At 70.6% G+C, this 22,211-nt stretch carries 23 protein-coding genes and 3 pseudogenes; 10 read left to right on the top strand and 16 right to left on the bottom strand.

Features of this window, described 5'->3' with window-relative positions; genetic code table 11:
- Positions 1 to 19 precede the first annotated feature (19 nt).
- Positions 20 to 1,375, bottom strand: a complete 1,356-nt coding sequence (locus FEF34_RS36710; protein WP_138057013.1) for an NAD(P)-binding domain-containing protein — start codon at positions 1,373 to 1,375, stop codon at positions 20 to 22.
- Positions 1,376 to 1,680: 305 nt separating this feature from the next.
- Here FEF34_RS36710 and FEF34_RS36705 point away from each other — a divergent pair.
- Positions 1,681 to 2,063 (top strand): annotated as a pseudogene (locus FEF34_RS36705) (ArsR/SmtB family transcription factor).
- A gap of 378 nt (positions 2,064 to 2,441) precedes the next feature.
- Here the strand turns inward: FEF34_RS36705 and FEF34_RS36700 are convergent.
- Both FEF34_RS36700 and FEF34_RS36695 read right to left on the bottom strand, forming a co-directional pair.
- Positions 2,442 to 3,233 (bottom strand): aquaporin, encoded by a 792-nt coding sequence (locus FEF34_RS36700; protein WP_138057012.1) that lies wholly within the window; start codon positions 3,231 to 3,233, stop codon positions 2,442 to 2,444.
- 40 nt (positions 3,234 to 3,273) lie between these two features.
- Positions 3,274 to 3,588, bottom strand: a complete 315-nt coding sequence (locus FEF34_RS36695; RefSeq protein ID WP_138057011.1) for an ArsR/SmtB family transcription factor — start codon at positions 3,586 to 3,588, stop codon at positions 3,274 to 3,276.
- Between the two features lie 133 nt (positions 3,589 to 3,721).
- Between FEF34_RS36695 and FEF34_RS36690 the strand changes: the two genes are divergently transcribed.
- Positions 3,722 to 4,135 carry an arsenate reductase ArsC gene (locus FEF34_RS36690; RefSeq protein WP_138057010.1) on the top strand — a complete coding sequence of 138 codons (414 nt, stop codon included), beginning with the start codon at positions 3,722 to 3,724 and terminating at the stop codon, positions 4,133 to 4,135.
- Between the two features lie 101 nt (positions 4,136 to 4,236).
- Here FEF34_RS36690 and FEF34_RS44520 read toward each other — a convergent pair.
- Positions 4,237 to 4,372 (bottom strand): annotated as a pseudogene (locus FEF34_RS44520) (L-lysine 6-monooxygenase); the annotation flags it as partial.
- Positions 4,373 to 4,857: 485 nt separating this feature from the next.
- Between FEF34_RS44520 and FEF34_RS36675 the strand changes: the two are divergent.
- The 3 genes from FEF34_RS36675 (at position 4,858) to pspAB (ending at position 7,164) form a co-directional block, all read left to right on the top strand.
- The gene (locus FEF34_RS36675; RefSeq protein WP_138057009.1) at positions 4,858 to 5,352 is read left to right on the top strand and encodes a peroxiredoxin; all 495 of its coding nucleotides are present in this window, start codon (positions 4,858 to 4,860) and stop codon (positions 5,350 to 5,352) included.
- Between the two features lie 191 nt (positions 5,353 to 5,543).
- A complete protein-coding gene (gene htpX, locus FEF34_RS36670) occupies positions 5,544 to 6,458 on the top strand; it encodes a zinc metalloprotease HtpX (RefSeq protein WP_138057008.1) in 915 nt (304 codons plus the stop codon).
- 88 nt (positions 6,459 to 6,546) lie between these two features.
- Positions 6,547 to 7,164 carry a PspA-associated protein PspAB gene (gene pspAB, locus FEF34_RS36665; RefSeq protein WP_138057007.1) on the top strand — a complete coding sequence of 206 codons (618 nt, stop codon included), beginning with the start codon at positions 6,547 to 6,549 and terminating at the stop codon, positions 7,162 to 7,164.
- Between the two features lie 22 nt (positions 7,165 to 7,186).
- Here the strand turns inward: pspAB and FEF34_RS36660 are convergent, their stop codons facing one another.
- Positions 7,187 to 7,672, bottom strand: coding sequence for a hypothetical protein (locus FEF34_RS36660; RefSeq protein ID WP_138057006.1), 486 nt, complete (start codon positions 7,670 to 7,672; stop codon positions 7,187 to 7,189).
- Between the two features lie 41 nt (positions 7,673 to 7,713).
- Positions 7,714 to 8,982, bottom strand: a complete 1,269-nt coding sequence (locus FEF34_RS36655) for an ROK family transcriptional regulator (RefSeq protein ID WP_138057005.1) — start codon at positions 8,980 to 8,982, stop codon at positions 7,714 to 7,716.
- Positions 8,983 to 10,096: 1,114 nt separating this feature from the next.
- Between FEF34_RS36655 and FEF34_RS36650 the strand changes: the two genes are divergently transcribed.
- The 5 genes from FEF34_RS36650 (at position 10,097) to FEF34_RS36635 (ending at position 13,689) form a co-directional block, all read left to right on the top strand.
- Complete coding sequence (locus FEF34_RS36650) at positions 10,097 to 10,351, top strand: EF-hand domain-containing protein (protein WP_138057004.1); 255 nt, start codon at positions 10,097 to 10,099, stop codon at positions 10,349 to 10,351.
- A gap of 253 nt (positions 10,352 to 10,604) precedes the next feature.
- Positions 10,605 to 10,901: a WhiB family transcriptional regulator gene (locus FEF34_RS36645; RefSeq protein WP_138057003.1), complete on the top strand. Its 297-nt coding sequence runs from the start codon at positions 10,605 to 10,607 to the stop codon at positions 10,899 to 10,901.
- Positions 10,902 to 11,512: 611 nt separating this feature from the next.
- A complete protein-coding gene (locus FEF34_RS36640; RefSeq protein ID WP_138057002.1) occupies positions 11,513 to 12,190 on the top strand; it encodes a helix-turn-helix domain-containing protein in 678 nt (225 codons plus the stop codon).
- On the top strand, positions 12,180 to 12,320 hold the full coding sequence (locus FEF34_RS41665; RefSeq protein WP_171053232.1) for a DUF6126 family protein: 141 nt from the start codon (positions 12,180 to 12,182) through the stop codon (positions 12,318 to 12,320). The genes FEF34_RS36640 and FEF34_RS41665 overlap by 11 nt, the downstream gene beginning before the upstream one ends.
- A gap of 766 nt (positions 12,321 to 13,086) precedes the next feature.
- On the top strand, positions 13,087 to 13,689 hold the full coding sequence (locus FEF34_RS36635; RefSeq protein WP_171053231.1) for a tetratricopeptide repeat protein: 603 nt from the start codon (positions 13,087 to 13,089) through the stop codon (positions 13,687 to 13,689).
- Positions 13,690 to 13,736: 47 nt separating this feature from the next.
- Here FEF34_RS36635 and FEF34_RS36630 read toward each other — a convergent pair whose 3' ends face one another.
- The 10 genes and pseudogenes from FEF34_RS36630 to FEF34_RS42180 all read right to left on the bottom strand — a co-directional run bounded on the left by FEF34_RS36630 (position 13,737) and on the right by FEF34_RS42180 (position 22,003).
- Positions 13,737 to 14,261, bottom strand: a complete 525-nt coding sequence (locus tag FEF34_RS36630) for a hypothetical protein (RefSeq protein ID WP_138057000.1) — start codon at positions 14,259 to 14,261, stop codon at positions 13,737 to 13,739.
- 206 nt (positions 14,262 to 14,467) lie between these two features.
- Positions 14,468 to 16,195 carry an IS1634 family transposase gene (locus tag FEF34_RS36625; protein ID WP_138051768.1) on the bottom strand — a complete coding sequence of 576 codons (1,728 nt, stop codon included), beginning with the start codon at positions 16,193 to 16,195 and terminating at the stop codon, positions 14,468 to 14,470.
- A 110-nt stretch (positions 16,196 to 16,305) separates the two neighbouring features.
- The gene (locus tag FEF34_RS36620; protein WP_138056999.1) at positions 16,306 to 16,773 is read right to left on the bottom strand and encodes a hypothetical protein; all 468 of its coding nucleotides are present in this window, start codon (positions 16,771 to 16,773) and stop codon (positions 16,306 to 16,308) included.
- The gene (locus tag FEF34_RS36615; RefSeq protein WP_234042790.1) at positions 16,763 to 17,335 is read right to left on the bottom strand and encodes an integrase; all 573 of its coding nucleotides are present in this window, start codon (positions 17,333 to 17,335) and stop codon (positions 16,763 to 16,765) included. The genes FEF34_RS36620 and FEF34_RS36615 overlap by 11 nt, the downstream gene beginning before the upstream one ends.
- Positions 17,332 to 17,841, bottom strand: a complete 510-nt coding sequence (locus FEF34_RS36610) for a GNAT family N-acetyltransferase (protein WP_138056998.1) — start codon at positions 17,839 to 17,841, stop codon at positions 17,332 to 17,334. The genes FEF34_RS36615 and FEF34_RS36610 overlap by 4 nt, the downstream gene beginning before the upstream one ends.
- A gap of 25 nt (positions 17,842 to 17,866) precedes the next feature.
- On the bottom strand, positions 17,867 to 19,189 hold the full coding sequence (locus FEF34_RS42190) for a hypothetical protein (protein ID WP_199800724.1): 1,323 nt from the start codon (positions 19,187 to 19,189) through the stop codon (positions 17,867 to 17,869).
- 1,090 nt (positions 19,190 to 20,279) lie between these two features.
- Complete coding sequence (locus tag FEF34_RS36600; RefSeq protein WP_138056997.1) at positions 20,280 to 20,630, bottom strand: helix-turn-helix domain-containing protein; 351 nt, start codon at positions 20,628 to 20,630, stop codon at positions 20,280 to 20,282.
- A 17-nt stretch (positions 20,631 to 20,647) separates the two neighbouring features.
- The gene (locus FEF34_RS36595; RefSeq protein ID WP_234042782.1) at positions 20,648 to 21,109 is read right to left on the bottom strand and encodes a tyrosine-type recombinase/integrase; all 462 of its coding nucleotides are present in this window, start codon (positions 21,107 to 21,109) and stop codon (positions 20,648 to 20,650) included.
- Positions 21,110 to 21,362: 253 nt separating this feature from the next.
- A pseudogene (locus tag FEF34_RS43435) lies at positions 21,363 to 21,455 on the bottom strand (site-specific integrase); the annotation flags it as partial.
- On the bottom strand, positions 21,452 to 22,003 hold the full coding sequence (locus FEF34_RS42180) for a site-specific integrase (RefSeq protein ID WP_407698374.1): 552 nt from the start codon (positions 22,001 to 22,003) through the stop codon (positions 21,452 to 21,454). The pseudogene FEF34_RS43435 and the gene FEF34_RS42180, both read right to left, overlap by 4 nt.
- Positions 22,004 to 22,211 lie beyond the last annotated feature (208 nt).

The raw sequence follows: 22,211 nt of genomic DNA, 5'->3' as shown, positions 1-22,211 counted from the left end.
CTCCTGCTCGAGTGGGTGGTCAGCAGCCGCCGGAGGCGGCCGGGGCGCCGGCACCGATCTGAAGGGCGCCGGGCGTGGCGCAGCAGCCGCCGCCGGCCTGGGCGGTTTCGGGCTCGTCGAACAGGCCGGCTCCGCCGCAGACGCCGGTCTCGGGGAGGGCGAGTTCGACGCGGGCGGCGGCCTCGTGGTCACCGGCCAGGGCGGCGGCGATGGAGCGGACCTGCTCGTAGCCGGTCATGGCGAGGAACGTCGGGGCGCGGCCGTAGGACTTCATGCCGACGAGGTAGACGTCCTCCTCCGGGTGCGACAGCTCTCCCGCTCCGTGTGGGTAGACGGTTCCGCAGGAGTGGACGTTCGGGTCGATCAGCGGTGCCAACGCCACCGGGGCCTGGAGGCGCTCGTCGAGGCCGAGACGCAGCTCGGTCAGGAACGTCAGGTCGGGGCGGAAGCCCGTGAGGACGATGACCTCGTCCACCGGGTCCAGCCGGCGGCCGTCCTCGGCGACGAGCACCAGCTGTTCGCCGTTCCTCTCGATCGCATCGGTCCGGAAGCCGGTGACGGCATCGGCGCAGCCCTCGTCCACGGCGGCCTTCGCCGCCAGGCCCAGCGCGCCGCGGGCGGGGAGCTCGTCGGCCGCCCCGCCGCCGAAGGTGGAGCCGGAGATGCCGCGCCGCAGGATCCACACCGCGTGTGTGCCCGGGGCGTCCACGGCGAGGTCCGCGAGCTGGGCGAGGGCGGTGAAGGCGGAGGCGCCGGTGCCGATGACGGCGGTGCGCCTGCCCGCGTACCGGGCACGTACTGCGTCATCGCGCAGGTCGGGCACACGGTAGGAGATGCGGTCGGCGACTGCCCGTTCGCCGAGGGCCGGCAGGCCGTCGCCGCCGAGGGGCCCGGGAGTCGACCAGGTACCGGAGGCGTCGATGACGGCGCGGGCGGTGATCCGCTCCTCGGTGCCGTCGACGTGGACGAGGTGGACGGTAAAGGGCTGCCGTCCGCGGTCGGCGTCCACGACGCGGTCGCGGCCGACGCGCGAGACACCGGTGACGCGGGCACCGAACCGGACCCTGCCCCCGAGGACATCGGCCAGGGGCTGGAGGTAGCGCTGTGCCCAGTCGCCGCCGGTCGGGTAGCCGGCGCCGTCCGGCTTCACCCAGCCAGTGGGTGCCAGGAGCTTCTCTGCGGCCGGATCCACGAGCTCGGCCCAGGTGGAGAACAGCCGCACGTGGCTCCACTCCCGCACCGCGCTGCCCGCACCGGCTCCGGCTTCCAGGACCAGGGGCTCCAGACCTCGTTCGACGAGGTGGGCAGCGGCGGCCAGACCGATCGGGCCGGCCCCGATCACCACGACGGGCAGGGTGGCGGTGGGCACGTTCACGATGACTCCCCATTCTGTTTCGACATCCGTCGATGACCTGTTTCCGCCAGCATGGCACCTGCTTAGATGTGAGTCAATATAGACAGGCATCGATGTCGACTTCCGGTCGCCGCCCACGATCCACGTCCGGCGCGCGAGGGACCGGAGCGGCGCGACAGCCTCCGCCGCACACGCCCGAACAGAGCCGGACTGCGCGAGCGGGGAGCGGGGCGACGCAGCGCGCCATCCCACCTGGGACCAGGGGCCGACAGGGCGGGCCACACCTGCCACTGGGCGATTGATTCGACACATGTCAACATAGACGCATGTCGAACGCGAAGACGTTGCCGCTGGTCGAGCCCACCGACGAGGACGCCGTGCCGTGCTGCCCCCTCTGACCGAGCGGCCGATGACGGCCGAGGAGGCGGAGACGGCCGCGCGCATGTTCAAGGCGCTCGGCGATCCGGTCAGGCTGCGGCTGTTCTCCTCGGTCGCCTCGCACGAGGGCGGTGAGGCGTGCGTGTGCGACATCTCCGACGTCGGCGTGTCCCAGCCGACGGTGTCCCACCACCTGAAGAAGCTCAAGGAGGCCGGGCTGCTGACCTCGGAGCGGCGCGGTACGTGGGTCTATTACCGCGTGGAGCCGTCGGTCCTTGCGGCCATGGGCAGACTCCTCACGACGGCCACGGCCGCGGCCCCCGCCGTGTGACCGCCGGACGGGACCCCGGGACGCCGGCCGGCCGAGGGCGTCCCGCAGGCGTTCCGGCCGAAGGCGGCGGCACCCCGGAGAACCGCCCACCGTGAGACGCCGGGCGGTGGCGGAGCCCCTCCTGACCCGTGCGGACCCTCGTCGGAGCCGGCGCGTCGTTCCCGTCCTGGACTGGCGGCCACCTCGCGGCATCGGGCCCGACCCCGGCGGATGCGGCCGCCTTCCTCGCCGCCGCGGTCCGCATGGCGGCCTGCATGGCGGTGTGCCACGCCGTCTCGGCGAGGGGGACGGGAACGGCCGACTCGGCGGCGAGGTGGGCAACGGAGCAGCCGGCGGCGGGGCCGGACGGCCACGACCGGGACCGCCGCGCGGCCCGGATCATGCGGCGGGCTGCGCCTGGGCGGTGCGGCCGGGCATGAAGATGAGCGCGACCAGGGCGAGGCCCACGACGGCACCGGCGAGTTGGGCGCCGACGAACCCGGGGACGGAGGCGGGGGCGATGCCGGCGAAGGTGTCGGTGAACGCCCGTCCGACGGTCACCGCCGGGTTGGCGAAGGACGTCGAGGAGGTGAACCAGTAGGCGGCGCCGATGTAGGAGGCGACCGCGACCGGGGCGAAGCGGAGCCGGTCGGTGCGCGCCAGGCCGAAGACGAGCAGGATCAGTCCGGCCGTCGCCACGGCCTCGCCGAGCAGCAGGTTGCCGGCGGACCGCTCGTGTGTGGACCACTTCACCAGGGGCTCACCGAACATGGCGCCGGCGAGGACGGCGCCCGCGATCGCACCCGTGATCTGAGCCGGTATGTAGACCGCGGCCTCGCGGGCCGTGACGCCGCCGCCTCGACGGGCGGTCCACCACTCGGCGAGCGTCACGGCGGGGTTGAAGTGGGCCCCGGAGACCGGGCCGAGCAGGACGATCAGCACGCCGAGCCCGAAGACCGTGGCGAGCGAGTTGGCCAGCAGCTGGAGGCCGACGTCCCGGGTGAGCTCGGTCGCCTGGATACCGGAGCCGACGACGACGGCCACCAGGGCGGCGGTGCCCACCAGTTCGGCGGCCGCCCGGGCGAGGAGGGGGGCGCGGGGCGGCGTGGCACCCGGCGCGGGCCGCGGGTCCGCGGCCGGAGCCATGGCGGAACCGGCCGGGCGGGCGGAGGCGGCCTCGGTGGCGCTCAACAGAACTCCTTGATGCGTGCGGTCGCGGGTGCGCGGTGATTCAGGGGCAGGAACGCTTGGTGTTCGCCTCGGCCGTGGCGTGCGCGGCCCTGGCCAGATCGGCGAACTGACCGGCCAGCGAGTCGAGGACGTCGGGCTTCAGCCGGTAGTAGGTGAAGCGCCCGCACGGCTCGGTCTCGACGACGCCCGCTTCGCGCAGCACCTTCAGGTGGTTGGAGAGGTTCGTCTGCCTGGCGCCGGTCTCCTCGACGAGGTGGGTGGTGCAGAGCGTCTCCTGGGCGAGGAGGGTCACGATCCGGAGCCTGAGCGGGTCGGCCAGAACCCGAATCAGGTCAGCGTCGACTGACGTCATCATGGGCTGATACTGTCACATCAGTGGCCGCTGACGCCACCAGGTGCTGATGTCATTCCCGCCTGACGCCCCTGCGTGACGTGGCAAGACCGCGACACGGCAGGACACCGTACGCGAGACAAGAGAGAGACCCGCGATGGCCGAGAAGCCCTCCGTCCTGTTCGTCTGCGTCCACAACGCCGGCCGCTCCCAGATGGCCGCCGGGTGGCTGTCCCACCTCGCCGGCGACCGTATCGAGGTCCGCTCCGCCGGATCCGCTCCCGCCGACCAGGTCAACCCGGCCGCGGTCGAGGCCATGCGAGAGGTCGGCATCGACATCTCCGCCGAGACGCCGAAGATCCTGACCGTGGACGCGGTCAGGGAGTCCGACGTCTGCATCACCATGGGCTGCGGCGACACCTGCCCCGTCTTCCCCGGCAAGCGCTACCTGGACTGGGCGCTGGAGGACCCCGCGGGCCAGGGGGTGGGGGCCGTACGCCCGATCCGCGACCAGATCAGGAGGCTCGTCGAGGGACTGATCGAGGAACTCGCGCCCGAGAAGACCGGGTGAGCGGAGCCGGGCGCCGTCGCGACGGGCTCCCGACACGGCCGCCGGCCTCGCCTCGTCCCGGGATGCCGAGGCGAAGTCAGGCGGCGGAACCCCCTTCCCGGCGCGCTCACCCCACGCCGCGCGAAGAGCGCGCCGCAGATCTCCCCGGCACGGGGCCGCGGTGGTCGACCGCAGGGTCGACGCGAGACCGTGGGTGTGCTCCGTGCCGCCCTGGAGGTGGACGGCCGCCGTCACATCGGCGCCTCAGCCGCCGCCGGACGTGCTCGCACCGGGTCCGAGGCCGCCGGTACCGGGGCCGCCTCCGCACGCTGCGGTGGCGAGCGGCATGAAGGCGGACGCCGGCGCGGCGGCGAGGCGTGGGGCTCTGCGGGAGCGGAGCATCGGTCGTCCCTTCGTTCGGACTCCGGCGGAGCGGTGGTGAGGGTGGAGCGTGCGTACGGTGTCGGCTTCAGCGGGCGTGCGGGCGACGGGAACGGTCGTGCCGGACGGCGGCCGGGAGCCCGGTGTCGCGCGTGTCCGACCAGGCCTCCCACAGCGCCGCGTAGGGCCCCCGGTGGTGCGCAGTTCGTCGTGGGTGCCGGACTCGACGAGGCCGGGGGATCGTCCGGCGTGCCGGAGCGCCCCGGTGGCGCCGCCCTCCGGACTGCCTGACAGCATGGGCGCCGCTGCACCGGACACGGGCGGTGACAGCTCATCACGGTCGTTGCGATGCGGAGGCGGACATGAGCACGAGCCCTCGGACAGGCGAGCAGATCACCGACTTCTCGTTGCCGGGCGGCGTCCTGGTGGGCGACGTGTTCGAGCGTCGTGAGTTCACCGCGTCCGAACAGCGGGGCAAGCCGCTCGTACTCGCGTTCTACCCCGGTGACGACACCCCGGTGTGCACCAGGCAGCTGTGTTCCTACTCCAGCGGGCTGGAGGCGTTCGAGGACTGCGCCGCACTGGTCTGGGGCGTCAGCCCGCAGAGCGTGGACAGCCATGAGGCCTTCGCCCGCAAGCACTCGCTGCGGATCCCGCTCCTGGCCGACACCGACCGCACGGTCTCGAAGGCGTTCGGCATCAGCGCCCCGGGCATCGGTCTGCGCCGGGCCGTGTTCCTGATCGCCCCGGACGGGTCCCTCCACTGGAAGCACGTCTCCCTGCTCGGCATGACGTTCCAGAGCGTCTCGACCCTGTCCGGCCACCTGGAGGCGCTGCGGAAGGACGGCACTCGGTAGTGCTCCGGCCGCACGGCGTCGAGGGTGCGGGCGACATCCTCCCGGCACAGCCGCCGCCACCGCAGTCCGTGCAAGCGCTCAAGCGCCCGTCACGCCCGAGGCCTCAGGTCCCCCTTATCCACGCCATAGCCGGGATCGGCGCATACTCGGTACCGAGGGGTGGGGGAACCATTCCGCCTGGAGTGTGAGCGATGCCAGGGACCCGTTCTCATTCACGCTATGCGGCCGACCGGGGACTGACCACCCGCATGGTGACGACCATGTTCCTGATCGGGCTGCTGTACGTCGTCTTCGTGGGCGTGCTGCTCGCCGTCCTGCGAGACTCCTGGCCCCTCGTCCTGTTGATCGCGGGCAGCCTGTTCATCGCGCAGTTCTGGTTCAGCGACCGGATCGCCGCGTACAGCATGGGTGCCCGCGAGGTCACCCCCGAGCAGGCGCCCGAGCTGCACGGGACCGTGGACCGCGTCTGTGCCCTGGCCGACATGCCGAAGCCGCGGGTGGCGATCGCCGACAGTGACGTACCGAACGCGTTCGCCACCGGGCGCAGCGAGAAGACGGCCCTCGTCTGCGCCACCACCGGCCTTCTCCGCCGCCTGGAGCCGGAGGAACTGGAGGGAGTGATCGCGCACGAGCTGTCGCACGTCGCCCACCGCGATGTCGCGGTGATGACCGTGGCCTCCTTCCTGGGCGTACTCGCGGGGATGATGGCCCGGGTCTGGCTCTACAGCGGGCTCGGCCGGAGCAGCCGCGACAGCAACACGGCCATAGCGGTTCTCGTGATACCCCTGGTGAGCGCTGCGGTCTACGTGATCAGCTTCCTGCTGACCCGGCTGCTCTCCCGTTACCGGGAGCTGTCCGCCGACCGCGCCGCCGCACTCCTGACCGGCCGCCCGTCGGCACTCGCCTCGGCACTCACCAAGGTGACCGGCCAGATGGCGAGGATCCCGACGCAGGACCTGCGCAAGGCGGAGCCGTTCAACGCCTTCTGGTTCGCCCCGGCCTTCTCCTCCAAGGAGAGCCTGAGCCGGCTGCTCTCCTCCCACCCGACGCTGGAGCAGCGCCTCGACCAGCTCAGCAGGATCTCCCAGCGGCTCGGCCGCTCGTGACGGGCCCGGCACCCTCCCGGCCCGTACCCGGGGGAAAGGGCCGGCACCCGAGGAAGGGGACACTTCTCCAGGAAGGGGACACTTCTCCATGGGACTCCTCGACGCCATCCTCGGCCGCAGCAAGCCGGTGCGGCCCGACCTCGACCGGCTCTTCGGCCTGCCCGCCGCGGCGATCACCCTCCAGGCGGGAGCCGGCTTCTCCCCGACCGGGGCCGGCTCGGTGTGCTTCGCCGGTGTCGAGGGCGCAGCCTTCGCAAGGATCCAGGGCGACGTGCGCGAACTGCTCGACGCCGACACCGGCCGGGGCGGCACGCCCGTGGAGTTCACCCGGGACACGTACGGCTACACGTGGCTCCTGGCCCGACACCCGGCCGACGACACGGCCTCACTGGTGAACGACCTGCATGCCGTCAACATCCTCCTCCAGGACGCCGGATTCGGCCCGCAACTGCTCTGCTCGCTGGTGGGGTTCCGCGACACCACCGCAGACCGGGACCTCGCCCTGGTGTACCTCTACAAGCGGGGCACCTTCTATCCCTTCGCCCCTCTTCCAGGAGGCGCCGAGAAGCGCGACAACGCCCTGGAACTCCAGGTCCGGGCCCTGCTCGCGGACGACCTGCCCGTCGAGGACGATCTGAGCCGGTGGTTCCCCCTCTGGGGCGCACCCGGAATCGCCGCGCAAGTGGAGGACGGCGGAAACGGATGACGGGCGTCCGTGCGCAGTGCGATCACCGGCGGCGTCCGCGGTGGGGAGGCCGCACCGGCGACGGCCCCCGGCGAAGGTGTGCTCCGCTGGCACGGGCGATGGCCCGGAGGTGGCGGCCCGTGTTGCCGACGTACCAGATCGCCACGTCCGTGTGCGGCCACGCATAGGACGGAATCCCGTCGTCCAGCAGGGTCGTGAGCCGCGGCTCGTCCAGCGAAGCGGCGGAGAACTCGTAGAGCGAGGTCAGCCGTGGAGCGATCAGACCGTAGTCGAGCATGCGGGCGAGGGCGTGTTCGTCGAGAACGGTCTCCTCGACGGGCGTCGTCACCGGGTACTCGGGCGGGAAGGACCGGCCGAGGTCGAGGAACATCTGGACGTTGCGGTGGCAGGGTTCGGCCATGAGGGGCCCCAGCGGAGCGAGCCGGCCGAGGGCGAGGCGCGGCTCCGCGAGCATCGCGTGGGTGAACAGGACGCGGAGGTGCGCGAAGGCGCGGTGTCCCTCCGGCAACCGGCTGAAGGGGTCCCGGAGCGGGACGCGGCGGCACCCAGTCAGTGCATGCGCAGCCCGGAGGGGGTCTCGGTGCGCCCGAACACGGGCGCGAGAATCAGCTGGGCCGCCCCCTCGGCGATGCGGTACGCGCTGCCTCCCGCCGGTGCGACCATCAGGTGCGTCCGGGACCGGAGCTCGGCCCGCACACCGCGTACGAACTCCGCTTCCGCCGCGGCGACGGCCCGGCCCCCGAGAAACACCTGGTCGATGTCGAGCAGTTCGGCCAGGTTGGTGACACCGACGGCGAGGACGCGGGCGGCTTCGGCGACGTCACCACGGGCGATCGCGGCCAGGCACAGTGCTTCGAGGCACCCTCGCTTGCCGCAGGCGCAGACAGGTCCGTCGAGTTGGACGACCTGGTGCCCGAACTCCCCGGCCCCGGTCCGCACGCCCCGGTACACGGCCCCCTCCAGTACCAGACCCGCGCCGATGCCGGTGCCGAGGTGCAGGTAGGCGAAGGAGCCGCTCTCGCCCTGCAGCAGTATCCCCAGGGCTGCGGCGTTGGTGTCCTTGTCGAGGGCCATCGGCAGGCCCAGCCGGCTCGCCAGTTCGTCGCGCAGCCGGTAACCGTCCCATTCCGGGTAGCCCGTGACCCGCAGCGGAACGCCCGCGCGGTGGTCGAGAGGCCCCGGCATCGCGACTCCGACTCCCAGCACCCGCGGCGCCCCCTCGCCGCCGGCGTCCGCAGCGCCCTCGGGTCCCTGCCGCCCCTGGCCGGACTCCCCCGCCTCCAGTGCTCCGCCGGCGCCCGCCCGGCCGTAGCCGCCTCCGGGCCGGCCGCCCAGCGACTGGTCCAGCAGCGCGCGCACCTGGTCCGCCACCCGGTCGGTGACCACGTCCGGCCCCGCGCCGAGGTCTGCGGGCACCGCCCGTGTCGCCACCCGCGCACCGGACAGGTCCACCAGGACCGCTGTCATCTCGTCCCGGTCGAGTTGCACGCCCACGGCGTACGCCGCCGAGGGTTCCAGGCGCAGCGCCGTGCGCGGCTTGCCCCCGGTCGACGTGTGCCGTCCGGCCTCCGCCAGGAGCCCCGCATCCCGGAGCCGGGCCGTGATCTTGCTGACCGCCTGCGGGGTGAGGCCCGTGTAGTCGGCGATCTCGGGACGGCTGATGCCGACCTCCCCGGCCGTCCGCAGCAGATCGAGCACCAGCGACGCGTTGTGGTTCCTGAGCAGGGACAGGTTCCCGCCCTGGCCGCTCACCTGGTCGGCGACCGCCGGGACGGCCGCCTCCTCGCCCGACGGGACGATGGCATCTGCCCAGTGCACACGCACACTCTCATTGTGCGCCCGCCGTCCGGTTCGGCAACGGCGTTGTCTAAGAGTTCCGCCCCTCCAACGTCACCGGCGCCCGCTGAACGGTCCGTGCCGGATCGGGCCGGGCCGCCGGTTCGGCCGGTCATGGCTCCCACCGGCGAGCGGGGGCCGCACGGACAGCCGTTCGGGCCAGCCGCCGGTCCCTTCCGGTGATTGCGGCGCGGTTCCCGGGCGGGACTCCGGGCGATGTCCGCCGGCCGGTGGGCACCACCCGCGTACACAGGGAACGGCAGTACGCATCCCACGAGCCCCAGGTCCATCAGGGGCGGCCAGGTGCCGAACCAGCCCTTGGCCCGGGCCGTGCCGAAGACCAGCAGACTCGTCGACACGGCGCCCGTGATCCCGGCCCCGGACAGGGCACTGCCCCGCTGGTGCTGAACCACCGCGAGCTCACCCACCACCAGGTGGCCCGCCCGGTACAGGCCGGTCGCCAGGACCATGAACGCCTGGGCCCGCTGAAGGCCCGAACCCACACTCACGGCAGGTCTCCCCCGCCCAGGCAGCCCCCCTGAAACGGCGGTACTCCTGATCCGAGGGGCCGGCGCGGGGCGTGGCCCGGCACGGCCCGCCGCCCAAGCGCTCCGCGACCACGGCAGGGGCCCGCGCGCCACGTCGCGCCCGGGGTGTAGCGGCACGGACAGGGGTCTTGCCGCGGCACCCGACGGTGCCGCACCCCACTCACGCAGCCGACCGCGCCCCCACGCGCCGTCGGTCGCGAACCATGAGCCGTGGACTGCGAGTTCCGCGAACACCGCGGCACCGTCGAGGTCGTGGATCCGGGCCGCCCGCCCGTCCGGCCCGCCGATGCCCTCAGCTCCTCCGCTTCGGGTCCGGCACACCGGCCCCGGGGGAGGCCGGCCCCCCCCGCGGGCGCGGCGCGTCCTCGGGGACCGGCCGGCGGCGTCCCACCGCCCGGGCGGCCGTGCACGACGAACGCCGCCCGCGGATGCGATGCCGGTCACGCGTACCGGCACGACGGAACCAGGACGCGGCGATCGGCGTTTGATCCCCTGAGCGGCCGGCCGCGCCGCCCATCCGTGAAGACGAAGGGGACGGGGACGACGTGATGAGCGACAAGGCCCGCAAGCTGTTCGAGGCGCTCGATCTGGACAGCGACGGAACGCTGACCCGCGAGGAAGTGATCACGGCCCTGCGGACGAAGGGCCCGCACCTGGCCGCCGCGGGCGATCTTCCGTTCTGGGGCGTGGGGGACGCCGATGCCTCCTCGGCGCTGTTCGACGCAGCCGACCAGAACGGGGACGCGGTGCTCACCCTCGAGGAGTTCGCCGCGGTGGTGGACCGCCGTTTCGGCTGGCGGTGACATCCGAACCGGCCCGGCTCGCCGCCAGGGCGGTGAACGGGTCCTCGAGCGGCACCGCCACGGTCGCCCGCCGGCTGCGTACCCCACCCGTCGGCCTCACAGGGGAGCCGGAGGAGCCGTCCCTTGTCGCGCAGGCATGGCCCGGCCCTCGCGGGCAATGCGGTGAGAGCGACGCGAACGTTGATCGTCCACTGGCCGTTCGTCCGCGCACCAGCGGCGTGGCACGGGATGTCGGCACTGGGAAGAACAGAAGATGGAAGAGGGGAAGCCCGGTATGGAGTCGGGGGAGCACTGGCGGGAGCGGGCGGCCTGCAGCGGCAGTGAGGCGGACGAGCTGTTCGCCGAGGCCACCCAGCAGAACAAGGCCAAGGCGATCTGCGCGACGTGTCCGGTTCAGACCGAGTGCCTGGCCGAAGCACTCGACACCGGGGTCCGGTTCGGCGTGTGGGGCGGCATGACCGAGCGGGAACGTCGCGCGCTGCTGCGCCGGTCCCCGCACGTCGCCTCCTGGCGTCGCGCGCTCGATGCGGCCCGCCGGCGCGCCGGCTGAGCGAGGGAGCCGGCCGCGCACGGGCGCCTCACTGGCGCGCGGCGCCGCCGTCGAGCGGTCTCCCGAGCCGTCGGACGAGGCAGCCACGGCTGCGGTCCTGCTGTCCCGGGCATCGGACGGCCGGCGGAAAGCCGTACGCGCCGGCCCCGGGGGACCTCGGTCGCCCCACGCGGGACGTCGCCTCGGGATCCGTCGGCCTCCACCCCCGGCCCGCCCAGAAGCGTGCCCGGTGGGTGCCCCTTGAGGACCACGGCGTGGAGCCGTGACAGCATCGGGGGAACGGCGACTGACTGCCGCCGACGGCTCCGTTGATCGCGCGCTCAACGCGCCGAGGACTCGCTTCCGGACCTCCCTCCGCTCCCGGCCCCACCCGTCCCCTCGTTGCCGGCCGGGCAACGGAACGTCGACGCAAGCTCGTCGGCCGGCCGCCGGGGCGGCGGAAGCAGGGGCCGCGGAAGCAGGGGCCGCAGTCCGGCCCGTGCGACTTCCGGAGAGCTCGGGGGCGCACGATCCGGCAACGCTGCGACATCGGCAGGGCCCTCGGAGCGCAGCCCCTTGCCTCTGAGGCAAGACATTTGCCCCAGAGGGAATGAGTGTGGCTCAATGGCGGCATGCCCGAAGACACCACGGCGAGGAACACCGGGGAGACGAGTGCCGCACTCTCCAGTGTCGCATCACAGCTCCGGGACCTGCGCAAACGCAGCGGCCTCACCGTTGAGGCCGCCGCACTGCGGCTGGGGCTGTCCCCGGCGCACCTCTCCCGACTGGAGACCGGGCAGCGCCAGCCGTCGCTGCCCATGCTGCTGACTCTGGCCCGCATCTACGGCACCACGGTCTCCGATCTGCTCGGCGAGACCCCTCCCGAGCGGGACCCCGTCATCCGGGCCTCGGTGACGGGGTCGGTGGGAGCGGACGGGTGGACCTACCGGCAGGCCGGCGGCTCACAGCGCGCGATGCAGGCGCTCCGCTTGCACGTCCCGCGGACCGTCCGGGACGTGCTGGTCCGGGTCCACGCCGGCGAGGAGTGGCTCCACGTGCTCACGGGCCGGCTCCGGCTCACGCTCGGCGGCAAGGAGCACACCCTCGAGCCGGGCGACTCCGCCCACTACGACAGCCAAACCCCCCACCGGATCAGCGCCGTGTCGCCGGGGGGCGCGGACCTCCTCTTCGTCCACACCCTCCTGCAGAGCCACGCGAGTGATCTGTGCGTAGGAGGCGGGGAGCGTCCGACCTCGCTCGGCGCCGGACGGCGCACGAGCCCTCCCGAAGGAGACGACCGTGCCGAGTGAGAAGACGGGTGTCGAACGCGGGGACGGCCGGTTCCCCAAGGGGTTCGCGCTGCGCCTGTTCGCCTACATCGTGGCGGGGCACCTCGTGGCTGGCTTCCTCTACCTGCTGTTCTCCGTCGGCGCGAAGTAGGCGGTCCGCGAAGCGGCGTGCGCCTCGGACCCGGCACTCGCCCGACCACCTCAGGCGCACGGGCCGGACACGATCGCCTGCCGTCACAACACGACGGCTCACAGGCGGGTGCGAACGAGCCACTCGTCCGGGTCGTACGCGAACCGCGCCGGTTCGTGCGTCAACGGCCGGCCGTTCCTCGACCATGCCGTCCCACCGGACACGCCCCGGCAGCTGCGAGAACCGCAACCCACGCGCCGCTCGGGCCTCGTCCGCGGCTATGCGTTCCCGCTCCGTGTCAACGCCTCCCCGGTGCCCGGATCGCACCGCTCCTGCCGGCGGCCATCCACCCTTCGACGAACTCCCTTGATCGAACGGACGGGATCCCGTGCCGTCTCGTGACTTTTGTACGCCGGACGGCCGCACGTACCGCTCACCGCGCCCCGGCCGACGGCTGCCGAAGCGGTCCGGCTCCCGGCCAACGACTCCCGCCGGACCGGCCTCCCCCACGGCGTGAGCACCTCGCGGGCGATCTCCTGAGCCAGTTTCACGATCACGGGAATCGCGTGTGACCGGTACCGGAGTGCGTACGTTCGGGTGGTCTGTTCGCCTCAAGTGCCCATGACAGCTGACGACATACCGGAACAACTCGTAACTTTGGCGGCAGTGACGGTGGTTCCGGTTCCCTCCCGTCGGCACCGTCCCCGACATCCCTCCTGCGGCCGTCCGGCGGCAACCGGACGGCCGCTCCCACCCCATGAGATGTGGCCAAGTGAAAAGTTGGCGATTGTGGACAGGCCTCGGCGCATCGGCCGCGGTCGCCGCCGGGGCGGTCACCTGGGCGGTCATGTCCCACCCCGCGACCACCCCGGACGGCAAGTCCGAAGAGGCACCCCTCACCCCGCTCACGGCGCACGCACTGCTGCAGGCCGGCCATGTGCAGGCACAGCACAAGGACTTCGACGGAGCGGAGGCCACCTACAAACGGGTCCTGGAGATGGAACCGCGCAACAAGCTCGCCTGGTACAACGTGGGCGTCGTCTCCGCGCGGGACGGCAGGCCGGACGAGGCCCTGAAGGCCTACGTGGCCGCGCTGAAGATCGACCCTTCGTTCACCTCGGCCCTCCTCAACCAGGCCGTGTTGCTCAAGACGAGTGATCCCGACCGGGCGATCACGTTGCTGGAGCGGGCCGTCGCCAACAATCCGAAGGCGTCGACGGCCCATTTCCAGCTCGGCGACACGCTGTCGAGGAAGGGCCGGGACGGCGAGGCGCGGACCGCCTACCGCAGTGCCGTCGCGGCCGATCCGTCGCTGCACTCCCAGGTACCGAAGAAGTTCAGGGACGCCACGCGGCCGAGCACCTCATCCGATACGGGCGCGGACAGGTAGCCGCCAGATGGCGCCGAACGCGATACGGGGGTTGAGGAACATCGGAATCATTGCCGGCAGGCGCGGGCCTCACGACCTCGGCACATCTTCCCGATCTTCAATGCTCGCGCCCGCTCTCCACTGTTCTCCGGGCGGATGCGCTCGGCCAGGCAGTGCCGGTGGGAGATGATGGTGTGGCTTCCTGGACCGTCGCTGCTGCGCGAGTCCAGGACGAGGGCGTCTCCACCTGAGCCCAACGTGATCGGTTCACCACAGAAATCGCAGCTCCAGACCAGCGACTCCAGGTCGGCAGGTCGGATGGTGAGCCGAACGGATACCGGCGGATGCCAGCGGTGGATTTGCTCGATCACTGCATCGATCTGCGAACCGACGGGTGGAAAGAGTGCGAGTAGTTCGTCGTGGCTGCGCGTGGTCTGGGAGAACTGCTGGATCATGTCGATAGAGGCAGACAGGCCAGCGTTCTCGTAACCAACGATCTCAACGAGAACACCCCATGGGTGATGGCTGAGGACCCTGACCTGCACCTTCTGGCCAGGCATGAGCGCCAGACTCTCCGTCTCGAACCTTTCCATGAACCGCTTCCCCATCCCTTAGCTCAACAGGCCGCGCCTGGTGGCGCTCATGCACGCGTGTCGTCGACGTTGGAGCCGATCACCGTGCTCAGGCCTGCGTTCCGCGTAATTCAGCGTCCTAGAGTCACGAATCTGGGGTCTGACCTGCGCGGACATGGGTGAGGGCGCCTGAGAGGCGTTTCTCTAGGCGCTGGTGTTCGTGCTGGTCAGCGGGGTGCGGGTTCGAGCGCGATGATCTGCTTCGGTGCGGGGATGTTGAGCTTGGCCAGCAGGTCCCTCTGGGGCTTGGTGAGGGCGGTGACCTGGCGGAACAGGCCGGTAGGGCCGGTGAACGTACCGAGGTGGAGCCGGTCGAGCTCGCGGCGGACGGTCGTCCAGGTCGCGTCGGCGCTGGTCTCGATGATGCGGATCAACAGGAGGGCGAGCCAGCAGAGGACGACGTGTGCGCGTATGCGTTCCTCGAGCCGGTGATAGACGGGCCGCAGGTCGATGATCTGCTTCATGTCCCGCCAGCCCCGCTCGACTTCGAGGAGCTGCTTGTATCCGAGTGCGATGTCCTCGGCGGACAGGTCCGGGTCGGAGCATCGCAGCAGGTACTTGCCGTCGAGGTTCTCCTCGGTCTTGATCTTCGCGGTGTCGATGCGGAGCTTGCCGGACGGGGTGGTGCGGAGGTAGCGGTTGAGGCCGGGCTTGTCGGCGATCTTGCCGCGGAGTTCGCCACGCTTGAAGTCGCTGAGCTTGTCGGTGTCTTCGATCAGGGTCGTGAGCTGGGAGACGAGTTGTTCGCGTATGTGCTGGTCACGGGTGGCGGCTTCGGGGTTGTGGCAGATCACGAACCGTTCGGTGTCGGAGATCCGCACCTCCTTGACCCGCATGTTCTGGGCGATCTCGCCGTAGCGGCCCTGGCGGGACAGGGCGGCCTTCACCTCCGGGCTGCCTGAGCGGAGTTTCTCGCCGACGATGTAGGCGTTGTCGCCCTGGCGGAGGTAGCGGCGGTTGCGTTCGCTGGAGAATCCCCGGTCGGTGACCCACACGATCTTGCTGAGGGTCCAGTCCCGCATGTCGTCCTTGACCTGCCGGATCAGCTTGCTGTCACCGGTGTTGCCGGGCCAGGACCAGACGCGGACCGGGATCCCGTCCCTCGTGACGGCCATCCCGATCACGATCTGCGGCAGGTCGTCGCGGGAGTCCTTCGACTTGCCGAAGGCACGGAACCCGGCCTGATCCGCGCTCTCGCCGTCCTCTTCAGCGGGTGGGCGGTCGTCCGTCAGGAGGCGGCCCTTGTCGTCGCGGGCGACGGGTCCGTCGGCCTCCTCCAGTTCGAAGTAGGTGCTGGTGGTGTCGAAGAACAGCAGGTCGACCTCGAGGTTGAGGAGGTTCGCGACCTCGTCGAACACCCGCTTCTCCAGGTCGTCGGTCACCTCGTGGAGCCAGTCCATCGCCCGGTAGCAGGCGTCGTCGTCGATGGCCGGCAGGCCCTCGACATGCACGTCGTGCGTGACCCAGTCCGCGGCGGCCAGCTTGGACGACGGAGCCAGGGCCCGGTTCGCGACCAGGGAGAACAGCACCCGCTCGGTCATCGACATGTCCCGGCGCCGGCCCCGTTTGGGCTGCCCGACCTGCCCGACGATCCTGTCGATCCTCAGCCGACGCCAGAGATGATCGAGGACATAGGTGCCGCCGAACGGGACCGACGAGACGAACTCCAGGTCACCCGCCGCCGTCGACGCCAGTGCCTCACCCGGCTCCAGCAGCCTCGATAGAGACGCGACCAGGCGCCTCACTGCGTCCCGGTCGAGGTCGTCCTCACGGCCGAACGTGAACAGCACCTTCGGGACCGCCCGGCCCTTTACCGGATCCCACTCGTTGTGGGCCAGGTGCAGGTACCGGACCGTGCCGGACTTGTTCTCCCGCTTCGTCGTCTTCACATACACGACTCCAGACCCTACGGAGCAACTCGAGGTCAGCGCAGGCGAATCCGCAGAATCGCGTCTCTAGGCGAATCTGCCCGCGTCACCAGCCTCCAGCCCGCTGACCTGCACCTTCAGCCCGGTAGGGACTCCAGAACCCCCGAATTACGCGGAACGCAGGTCAGGGCCCGCAAAACGCCATCGTATTGGTGACGGTCGAACTGAAACGGACCGAATGCCACATAGTCGCGGGCCTTGCGGTGCGGTTGCTCAAAGGCGTCCCAGGTCACGAAGTCGGCCGTCGCGGTGATGCGGGCCATGAGGGGCCAGCATCCCCACTCGCCGCATTCACAATCGAGAACGGGTGTCTTCGGCCCCATCGCGTTCGTGGACCGTCCGAGGAAGTGGCCCGGCATCGGGCCGAACCGGAAGAACTCCGGAATCAGACCGCCGTAGGCGTCGCCTGCGGGCTGCATCCCGGCGGCGATCTCGAACCCGTCGATCAGCTCGGTAAGTGGTGCTCCGTCGATGCGGGGGACGATCACGAGCGGGCCGCCATCGCCACAGTGCTGGCAGTCGAACCGGATGTCATTACTGGTCATCCAGTGATTGCGTCAGCGAAGCCGTTCCCCCCGCCTGGGTGGATCGAGCTGCGGCTATGCGCGGCATACCGAGGTCGATCGCCGTACCGCCGGTAGCTCGTCGGTCCATCTGAGCAAGCTTGTCTTCGGCGCCAGCCAGGCTGACCCTGAGCCCTTCAACCTCCCCGAGCCAGCCCTCGCGCTCGGCCTCGGCGATGCGTGCGACGAAGTTGTCGCGGATCTCCTCCAACCGGCCGCGCTGGGCCGGGTCCGGCCGGAGAAGCGAGCAACGAACGCAGGCGTGTTCATGGACACAAGGGCTTGAAAACGCGCGGCCGCAGGTGCCGATGGAGACCTTGCGCTTCTCGAAGTGCCTGAGGAAAGCGTCCCATTCCTCCTCGGTGGGGGTCCGATACTCTTCGCTGGGCCGGGCAGCCCTGCGACGGGTGATGAAGGCGCGGTGAGCCTCGATGGTCTCGGCCGGGTAGATCGCTAATGGTGGAGTCGGGTATTGGAACTCTGCGAATGCCTCCCGCCCCCGAGGCCCTGCGTGGGTCCCCGGCGTGCTGCGGACATGTATCATGTCAGGTCGGTGCGAGGGTCGATAGCCCAGTGGTTGGTTTGCAGGACTCGACCGGCGAAGGGCACGTCTTGCTTGCCCAGGAATCGGAAGCCGAGCGTGCGGCAGATGCCGTTGGACGGGGCGTTGGTTGTCGCCGGGAATGCGTGTACCACGCCCCACCGGCCGTCGTTGCGGGCCAGTTCAAGCAGCGCGCGGACGCCCTGCTTTCCGAGTCCCCGTCCCTGATACTCCGGCAGCACCATCCAGCCGATCTCGGAGATACGCTCGCCGTCTGCGTCGTGGGGCCACAACGTCACGGTTCCCGCGACCACGCCCGGCTCGGCCTCATCGGGCACGATCATCTTTGTCCAGTCGGTGTCCGCTGCCACCCGTTGAACATCACGTTGGACCTTTGCCTCCATGCCTTCGCGAGGCACCGGTCCGCCCAGCTCGGCCATCATGACCGGGTCGCATCGCATCCGGACGTAGGCGTCGACGTCGCCGTACTCAACATCACGTAGCAGCATCTGTGTTGCTCCCTTGCCTTTGGATTCAGACGTCATGGTGACGGCGGCTGACCTCGGCCGCGTAGGCCCCCCAGTCCCCGGCGGCGGCTCGCTGCCATTTGACGGCGACGGTGATGTCGATGCCGAGGGTGCGGGCGAGGACTGCGGCGGGCAGCTCGGTGGCGAGCTGGAACAGCGCGGTCGAGCGGGCTTCCGCGAGCCGGATGCCGAGTTTGCGGAGCCTCTCGCCCATGGCCCAGGCGCTGATCGGACGGCCGGGCTGGCCGCCGGGGAAGAGCCAGGGTGAGTCTGTCTGGGCGAGGACGGCATGGCTGCGGCGAACCGCGACCTGTTGCAGGGCCAGGTCAGCGACGGGTGCGGGAAGCTCGACTGGGACGGCGCCGAGGCGGATGTGGACGGCTCCGTCCGTCTCCTCGATGTGGTCGATGGTGAGCCGGGAGATCGCCGCGGGCCACTGGGCATAGAGGAGCAACAGCAGTCCGGCCAGGCGGTCTTCGGGTTTGAGGGTGTCGTCGTGCAGCAGGCGGCGGGCGGTGTCCCAGCGGGCTTCGTCGTCCATGGCCTGGGAGGGGCCGTTCCACCGCTCGGCCGGGAAGCTGAGGTCGCGGGCGATCTTCTGGGCCAGGGCCCAGCGCACGAAGTGGCCTGGGCGGTGGCGGGCGTCGTCGCTGGTCATCCAGCGTTCAAGGTCGGCCTGGCGGCAGGTGGTCAGGGTGAGGTTATGTTCTTCGAGCCAGTCCAGGAGGTGGACTGCCGCCCGCAGATGCTGGCGGGCGACCGTGAGCTGGTAGTGCGTGATGTCCTTGCCGCGGCTGCGTCGGCGGAGCCGGCGCAGGAGGTGCCATGTCGCGTAGCGGTGCAGGATTTTCCGGCCCTCGGCCGTCGCGTGGGAGGAGACGAGGTCCTTCACGTGCCGTTCGAGACGGACCATCTGCTCATCTCTCTGAGGCAGGGCTCCGGTGGCGACGAGGACGCTGCGGATGTGCTCGACGACCTTGCCTTCAGGGAGCTCGTCCAGGGCCTTGTGAGTGAGAGGCCTGCGGCCGGAGCCGAGATCGGACAGGACGGTGGAGACGATGCCCTGGGAGAGCCAGCGCATCGCGGTGCCGGCCCGTTCGGTGTCGGCCAGGGCGTCGTGAAGGAGCTGTAGCTTCGGGTTTATGGAGCCGGTGCCATCGGCGAGGAGTTCGTGGAGCCGCTGCTTGAGGGTGCAGCGGGGGCACGGTCCCGGTGCGTGCAGCCGTTCGGCTTGTCCGCAGGTGGGACAGGGGCGCCAGAGCTCGGCGTCCGGCGTGGTGCAGGGGCCGCAGACGGGGGCGTCGGCGGTGCCGGAGTGGATGCCTCGCATTCGTCTGCAGACGGTGCAGTGGCCTTGGCGCCTGTCACAGCCGCCGCAGCGGGGCAGACCGGTGAGCTTCGAGAGCATGCGCAGGGTGCGGTGCGGCCGCAGATCGAGCAAGGCAGGATGGGCAGGGGACGGCAGTTGGGGCAGATCGGCCCGTCGGCGGTGCGGTTGCTGACCATGCGTGACTCGCCGCAGACGATGCAGGTCTCCAGGTTTGCCGGGTCCTTGACCAGGCAGCTCGGACAGAGTGGTCGCCCGTCGGCGTCGCTGGTGGCTGGCTCTCGCCGAGCACCACAGCGTACGCATTCCTCGAGTCGGGACTTGGCGATGCAGTTTCGGCAGACCCGCTGCCCGTCGAGCGGCTTGTCGATGCGGACCACCCGGTGGCAGCGAGGGCAGGCGGGCCGGACGATCCTGGCGACGCCAGCCTCGTGCAGCAGGTCGATAAACCGCAGGATGGCGCGATGCGGCGCCAGGTATCCCTCCCCGGTCAGCAGACGAGGGTTCTCCTCCAGAGCCCAGACCAGTCTCTGCCGGTAGGTGGGACAGCTGGGTGCCGTGCGGCAAAGGGCTTCGGCGATCACGTCGCGGTCAGCGCCCGGGGCGATCGCGGTGATCAGTTCGTGGACGGACGTCACGGGATCGCGGTCATCCTTGTCGGGACACATCTTGCAGCGGGGTAGGCCCTTGCGGTCCCGGAAGCTGATGCGTCGGACGTTTCCGCAGGTGGTGCACTCAACGGTCTGCTGCCCGCAGACCGAGCAGTACCAGTCCTGGCCCTTGCGCCGGATGGTTCGCAGCTGCTTGCCGCACTCCGCGCAGACTGGTGCCGCGATCGCCGAGGCGCCGGCCTTGCGGAGCTCGATGAGCAGATCGCCGATCGCCCGGGGCGCTGGGGTCTTGCCGTCGGTCAGGACGGCCGACCGCATCACCAAAGCCTTGGCCACCTGGCGGGACTTCGCTCGACCGCCCACGACCGCGGTGACCACGGCTCGGGTCCTCTCGGCGCCGAGTTCCTTCTCGACATCGGCGACAAGGTCTGTGATCAGGCCGATCGGGTCCGCGACGGCACGATCCAGCTGGTCAGCCGTGGTCAAGGCCCGTCAACTCCTCTGATCCGTGCTCGCTTGGGCAGCAGTCCGCCGAGTCCCTCCGACTCGGGCGCCGAGCCGGCGGCGGCTGCCTTCTTCGGCTTCTTCGCGGTGCCGGCTGCCGCGATGGGCTCGATGAGGTCGTCCATGGTGCAGTCGAGGATGTCGAGCAGGGCCATGAGGATCTTCAGGCTCAGTCGCTCCGGTCGCTCGACGACGAGCCGGTAGACCTGGCTCGTGGACAGCGTGATGCCGCGTTCGGCGAGCAGTGGAAGGAGGTCGGTGGTGGAGAACATCCCGCGGTCGGCCATGACTTTGCGCAGGTGCCAGTGGTAGTCGAGCTTGGCGGCCATCGCCGGATCCCTCCTCATCAGGCCCCGGCGAACGCCGGGGCCAGTGCCTTGTGCAGGGAAGTGTTCATGAAGTCGTCGCTGACGTGCGTGTAGATGGCCAGGGAGCTGTCGCACTCGTGGCCGACCTGCTGCTGGATGAAGCGCCGGTCCACGCCGTCCTCGGTCAGGTGCGTGACGTACGAATGCCGAAGACTGTGCGGGGTCAGCTCTTTCGTCAGCCTGAGAGCGTCCCGGTATGCCTCGAATCGGTCGTTGATCGAGCCGGGATGCAGGCGGCCACCGCGCTCGGTGATCCACAGAGCAGGGTGATCAGGGAATCCGAAGCGGGGGCGGACGTTCTCGACGTAGTCGGCGACCGCTTCGACGGCCCAGTCCATCACCGATTCCCCAGGGTTGAGGTAGATCTCGCTCGTGGTCAGATGCGTGTGCCCGAGGACCCACTGCAGGTCGGTCAGCGTCAGCGCCGGGTCGCGCACCATGCGGGCGCGCGGCGCTGTGACGAAGGTCGTGAAGGGTCCAGTCTGCGCCGAAGGTGGCGTTTACCCGTTCGAACATGCGATGGGCCCCGTGGTAGGTCAGCGGCTGAAACGGACGCCGCAGCGTCCACCACACTGGCTGCGTACGGCCTCGCGGCACCCGCCCATGTAACTCCTGCTGGTAGAGCCGCAGCCACACGAACGCATCTGCCGAGGCTGGCACCTGCTGCCGGGCCCGGGAGCCCTTCCGCACAGCGCTGATCAGCTGCTGCCCCGGGGCGACGTCGCACTGCCGGACGCCGATCAACTCTGAGGCCCGGGCTCCGCTGGAGATCCAAAACGCGATCATGGCCCGGTCTCGGTTCGACCGCAGCGCCGCGAACAGCGAGTTGAACCACTCGTCCGGGATCGAGCGCGGAATCCGGCGGGGAACCGTGGGCCGGTAGCGGCCGGTCCGCTCTGGCGCCCAGACTTCCATCGGGTTGTGGTGCGCGCGTGCGCGCGGCCGGAACGACGAGCCAGGTCCAGCGGGAACGGGTTGAGCAACGGCCCCGATCCGGCATCACGGTGCAGGTCGTAGAACCTGCGCAGCACCGTCTCACTGTGGGCGACGGTCGACGGAGCATAGCCGAGCCCAGGGCCCGTTTTCCCAGTCACCGGGTTCGGGGCCCCGACTGTACGGGCCGACCGCCGCCTGGCTGCGGTCGCTCGCGGCTTGACCGCCAGCTGGATCCAGCAGCTGAAATCCCGAGCGTCCACGCGTGTCGCTCGATCCCACGACACCTCGACCGCATGCAGGAACCGCCACCACCGCAGCAGGTCCATGCCATACGAGCGGACGGTCGCCGCCGTCTTCCCGGCTGCGAGCAGCTCCTGGAAGAACACCGCAGCAGGCATCACGGCCGCGCCGTCGGCGTCGACGAGCCGGTAGGGCTCGTACCGGTCGCCGGTCTCCACCAGCCGGCCCCACCGAGGAACGGTCAACCTCGACAGATTCCGCTCGGGCACACCATCGTTCATCACGACCGCAGACCGTACTGGGCGACAACCTCACCCGCGCCCTGAACTGCACAATCAACGTGGTTCGTTCAGTCAACGGTGCATC

This window comes from Streptomyces marianii (genome assembly GCF_005795905.1).
GTDB lineage: Bacteria > Actinomycetota > Actinomycetes > Streptomycetales > Streptomycetaceae > Streptomyces > Streptomyces marianii.
This window is presented reverse-complemented; position numbering and strand designations above follow the sequence as displayed.

Excerpts from the sequence above, each read along its gene's own strand:
- FEF34_RS36695 (WP_138057011.1), bottom strand. The coding sequence starts at position 3,588 with ATGATGACGTCAGTCGACGCTGACCTGATTCGGGTTCTGGCCGACCCG.
- FEF34_RS36690 (WP_138057010.1), top strand. The coding sequence starts at position 3,722 with ATGGCCGAGAAGCCCTCCGTCCTGTTCGTCTGCGTCCACAACGCCGGC.
- FEF34_RS36675 (WP_138057009.1), top strand. The coding sequence starts at position 4,858 with ATGAGCACGAGCCCTCGGACAGGCGAGCAGATCACCGACTTCTCGTTG.
- htpX (WP_138057008.1), top strand. The coding sequence starts at position 5,544 with ATGCCAGGGACCCGTTCTCATTCACGCTATGCGGCCGACCGGGGACTG.
- pspAB (WP_138057007.1), top strand. The coding sequence starts at position 6,547 with ATGGGACTCCTCGACGCCATCCTCGGCCGCAGCAAGCCGGTGCGGCCC.
- FEF34_RS36650 (WP_138057004.1), top strand. The coding sequence starts at position 10,097 with ATGAGCGACAAGGCCCGCAAGCTGTTCGAGGCGCTCGATCTGGACAGC.
- FEF34_RS36645 (WP_138057003.1), top strand. The coding sequence starts at position 10,605 with ATGGAAGAGGGGAAGCCCGGTATGGAGTCGGGGGAGCACTGGCGGGAG.
- FEF34_RS36640 (WP_138057002.1), top strand. The coding sequence starts at position 11,513 with ATGCCCGAAGACACCACGGCGAGGAACACCGGGGAGACGAGTGCCGCA.
- FEF34_RS36630 (WP_138057000.1), bottom strand. The coding sequence starts at position 14,261 with ATGGAAAGGTTCGAGACGGAGAGTCTGGCGCTCATGCCTGGCCAGAAG.
- FEF34_RS36620 (WP_138056999.1), bottom strand. The coding sequence starts at position 16,773 with ATGACCAGTAATGACATCCGGTTCGACTGCCAGCACTGTGGCGATGGC.
- FEF34_RS36615 (WP_234042790.1), bottom strand. The coding sequence starts at position 17,335 with ATGATACATGTCCGCAGCACGCCGGGGACCCACGCAGGGCCTCGGGGG.
- FEF34_RS36610 (WP_138056998.1), bottom strand. The coding sequence starts at position 17,841 with ATGCTGCTACGTGATGTTGAGTACGGCGACGTCGACGCCTACGTCCGG.
- FEF34_RS42190 (WP_199800724.1), bottom strand. The coding sequence starts at position 19,189 with ATGCGAGGCATCCACTCCGGCACCGCCGACGCCCCCGTCTGCGGCCCC.
- FEF34_RS36600 (WP_138056997.1), bottom strand. The coding sequence starts at position 20,630 with ATGGCCGCCAAGCTCGACTACCACTGGCACCTGCGCAAAGTCATGGCC.
- FEF34_RS36595 (WP_234042782.1), bottom strand. The coding sequence starts at position 21,109 with ATGGTGCGCGACCCGGCGCTGACGCTGACCGACCTGCAGTGGGTCCTC.
- FEF34_RS42180 (WP_407698374.1), bottom strand. The coding sequence starts at position 22,003 with ATGCCTGCTGCGGTGTTCTTCCAGGAGCTGCTCGCAGCCGGGAAGACG.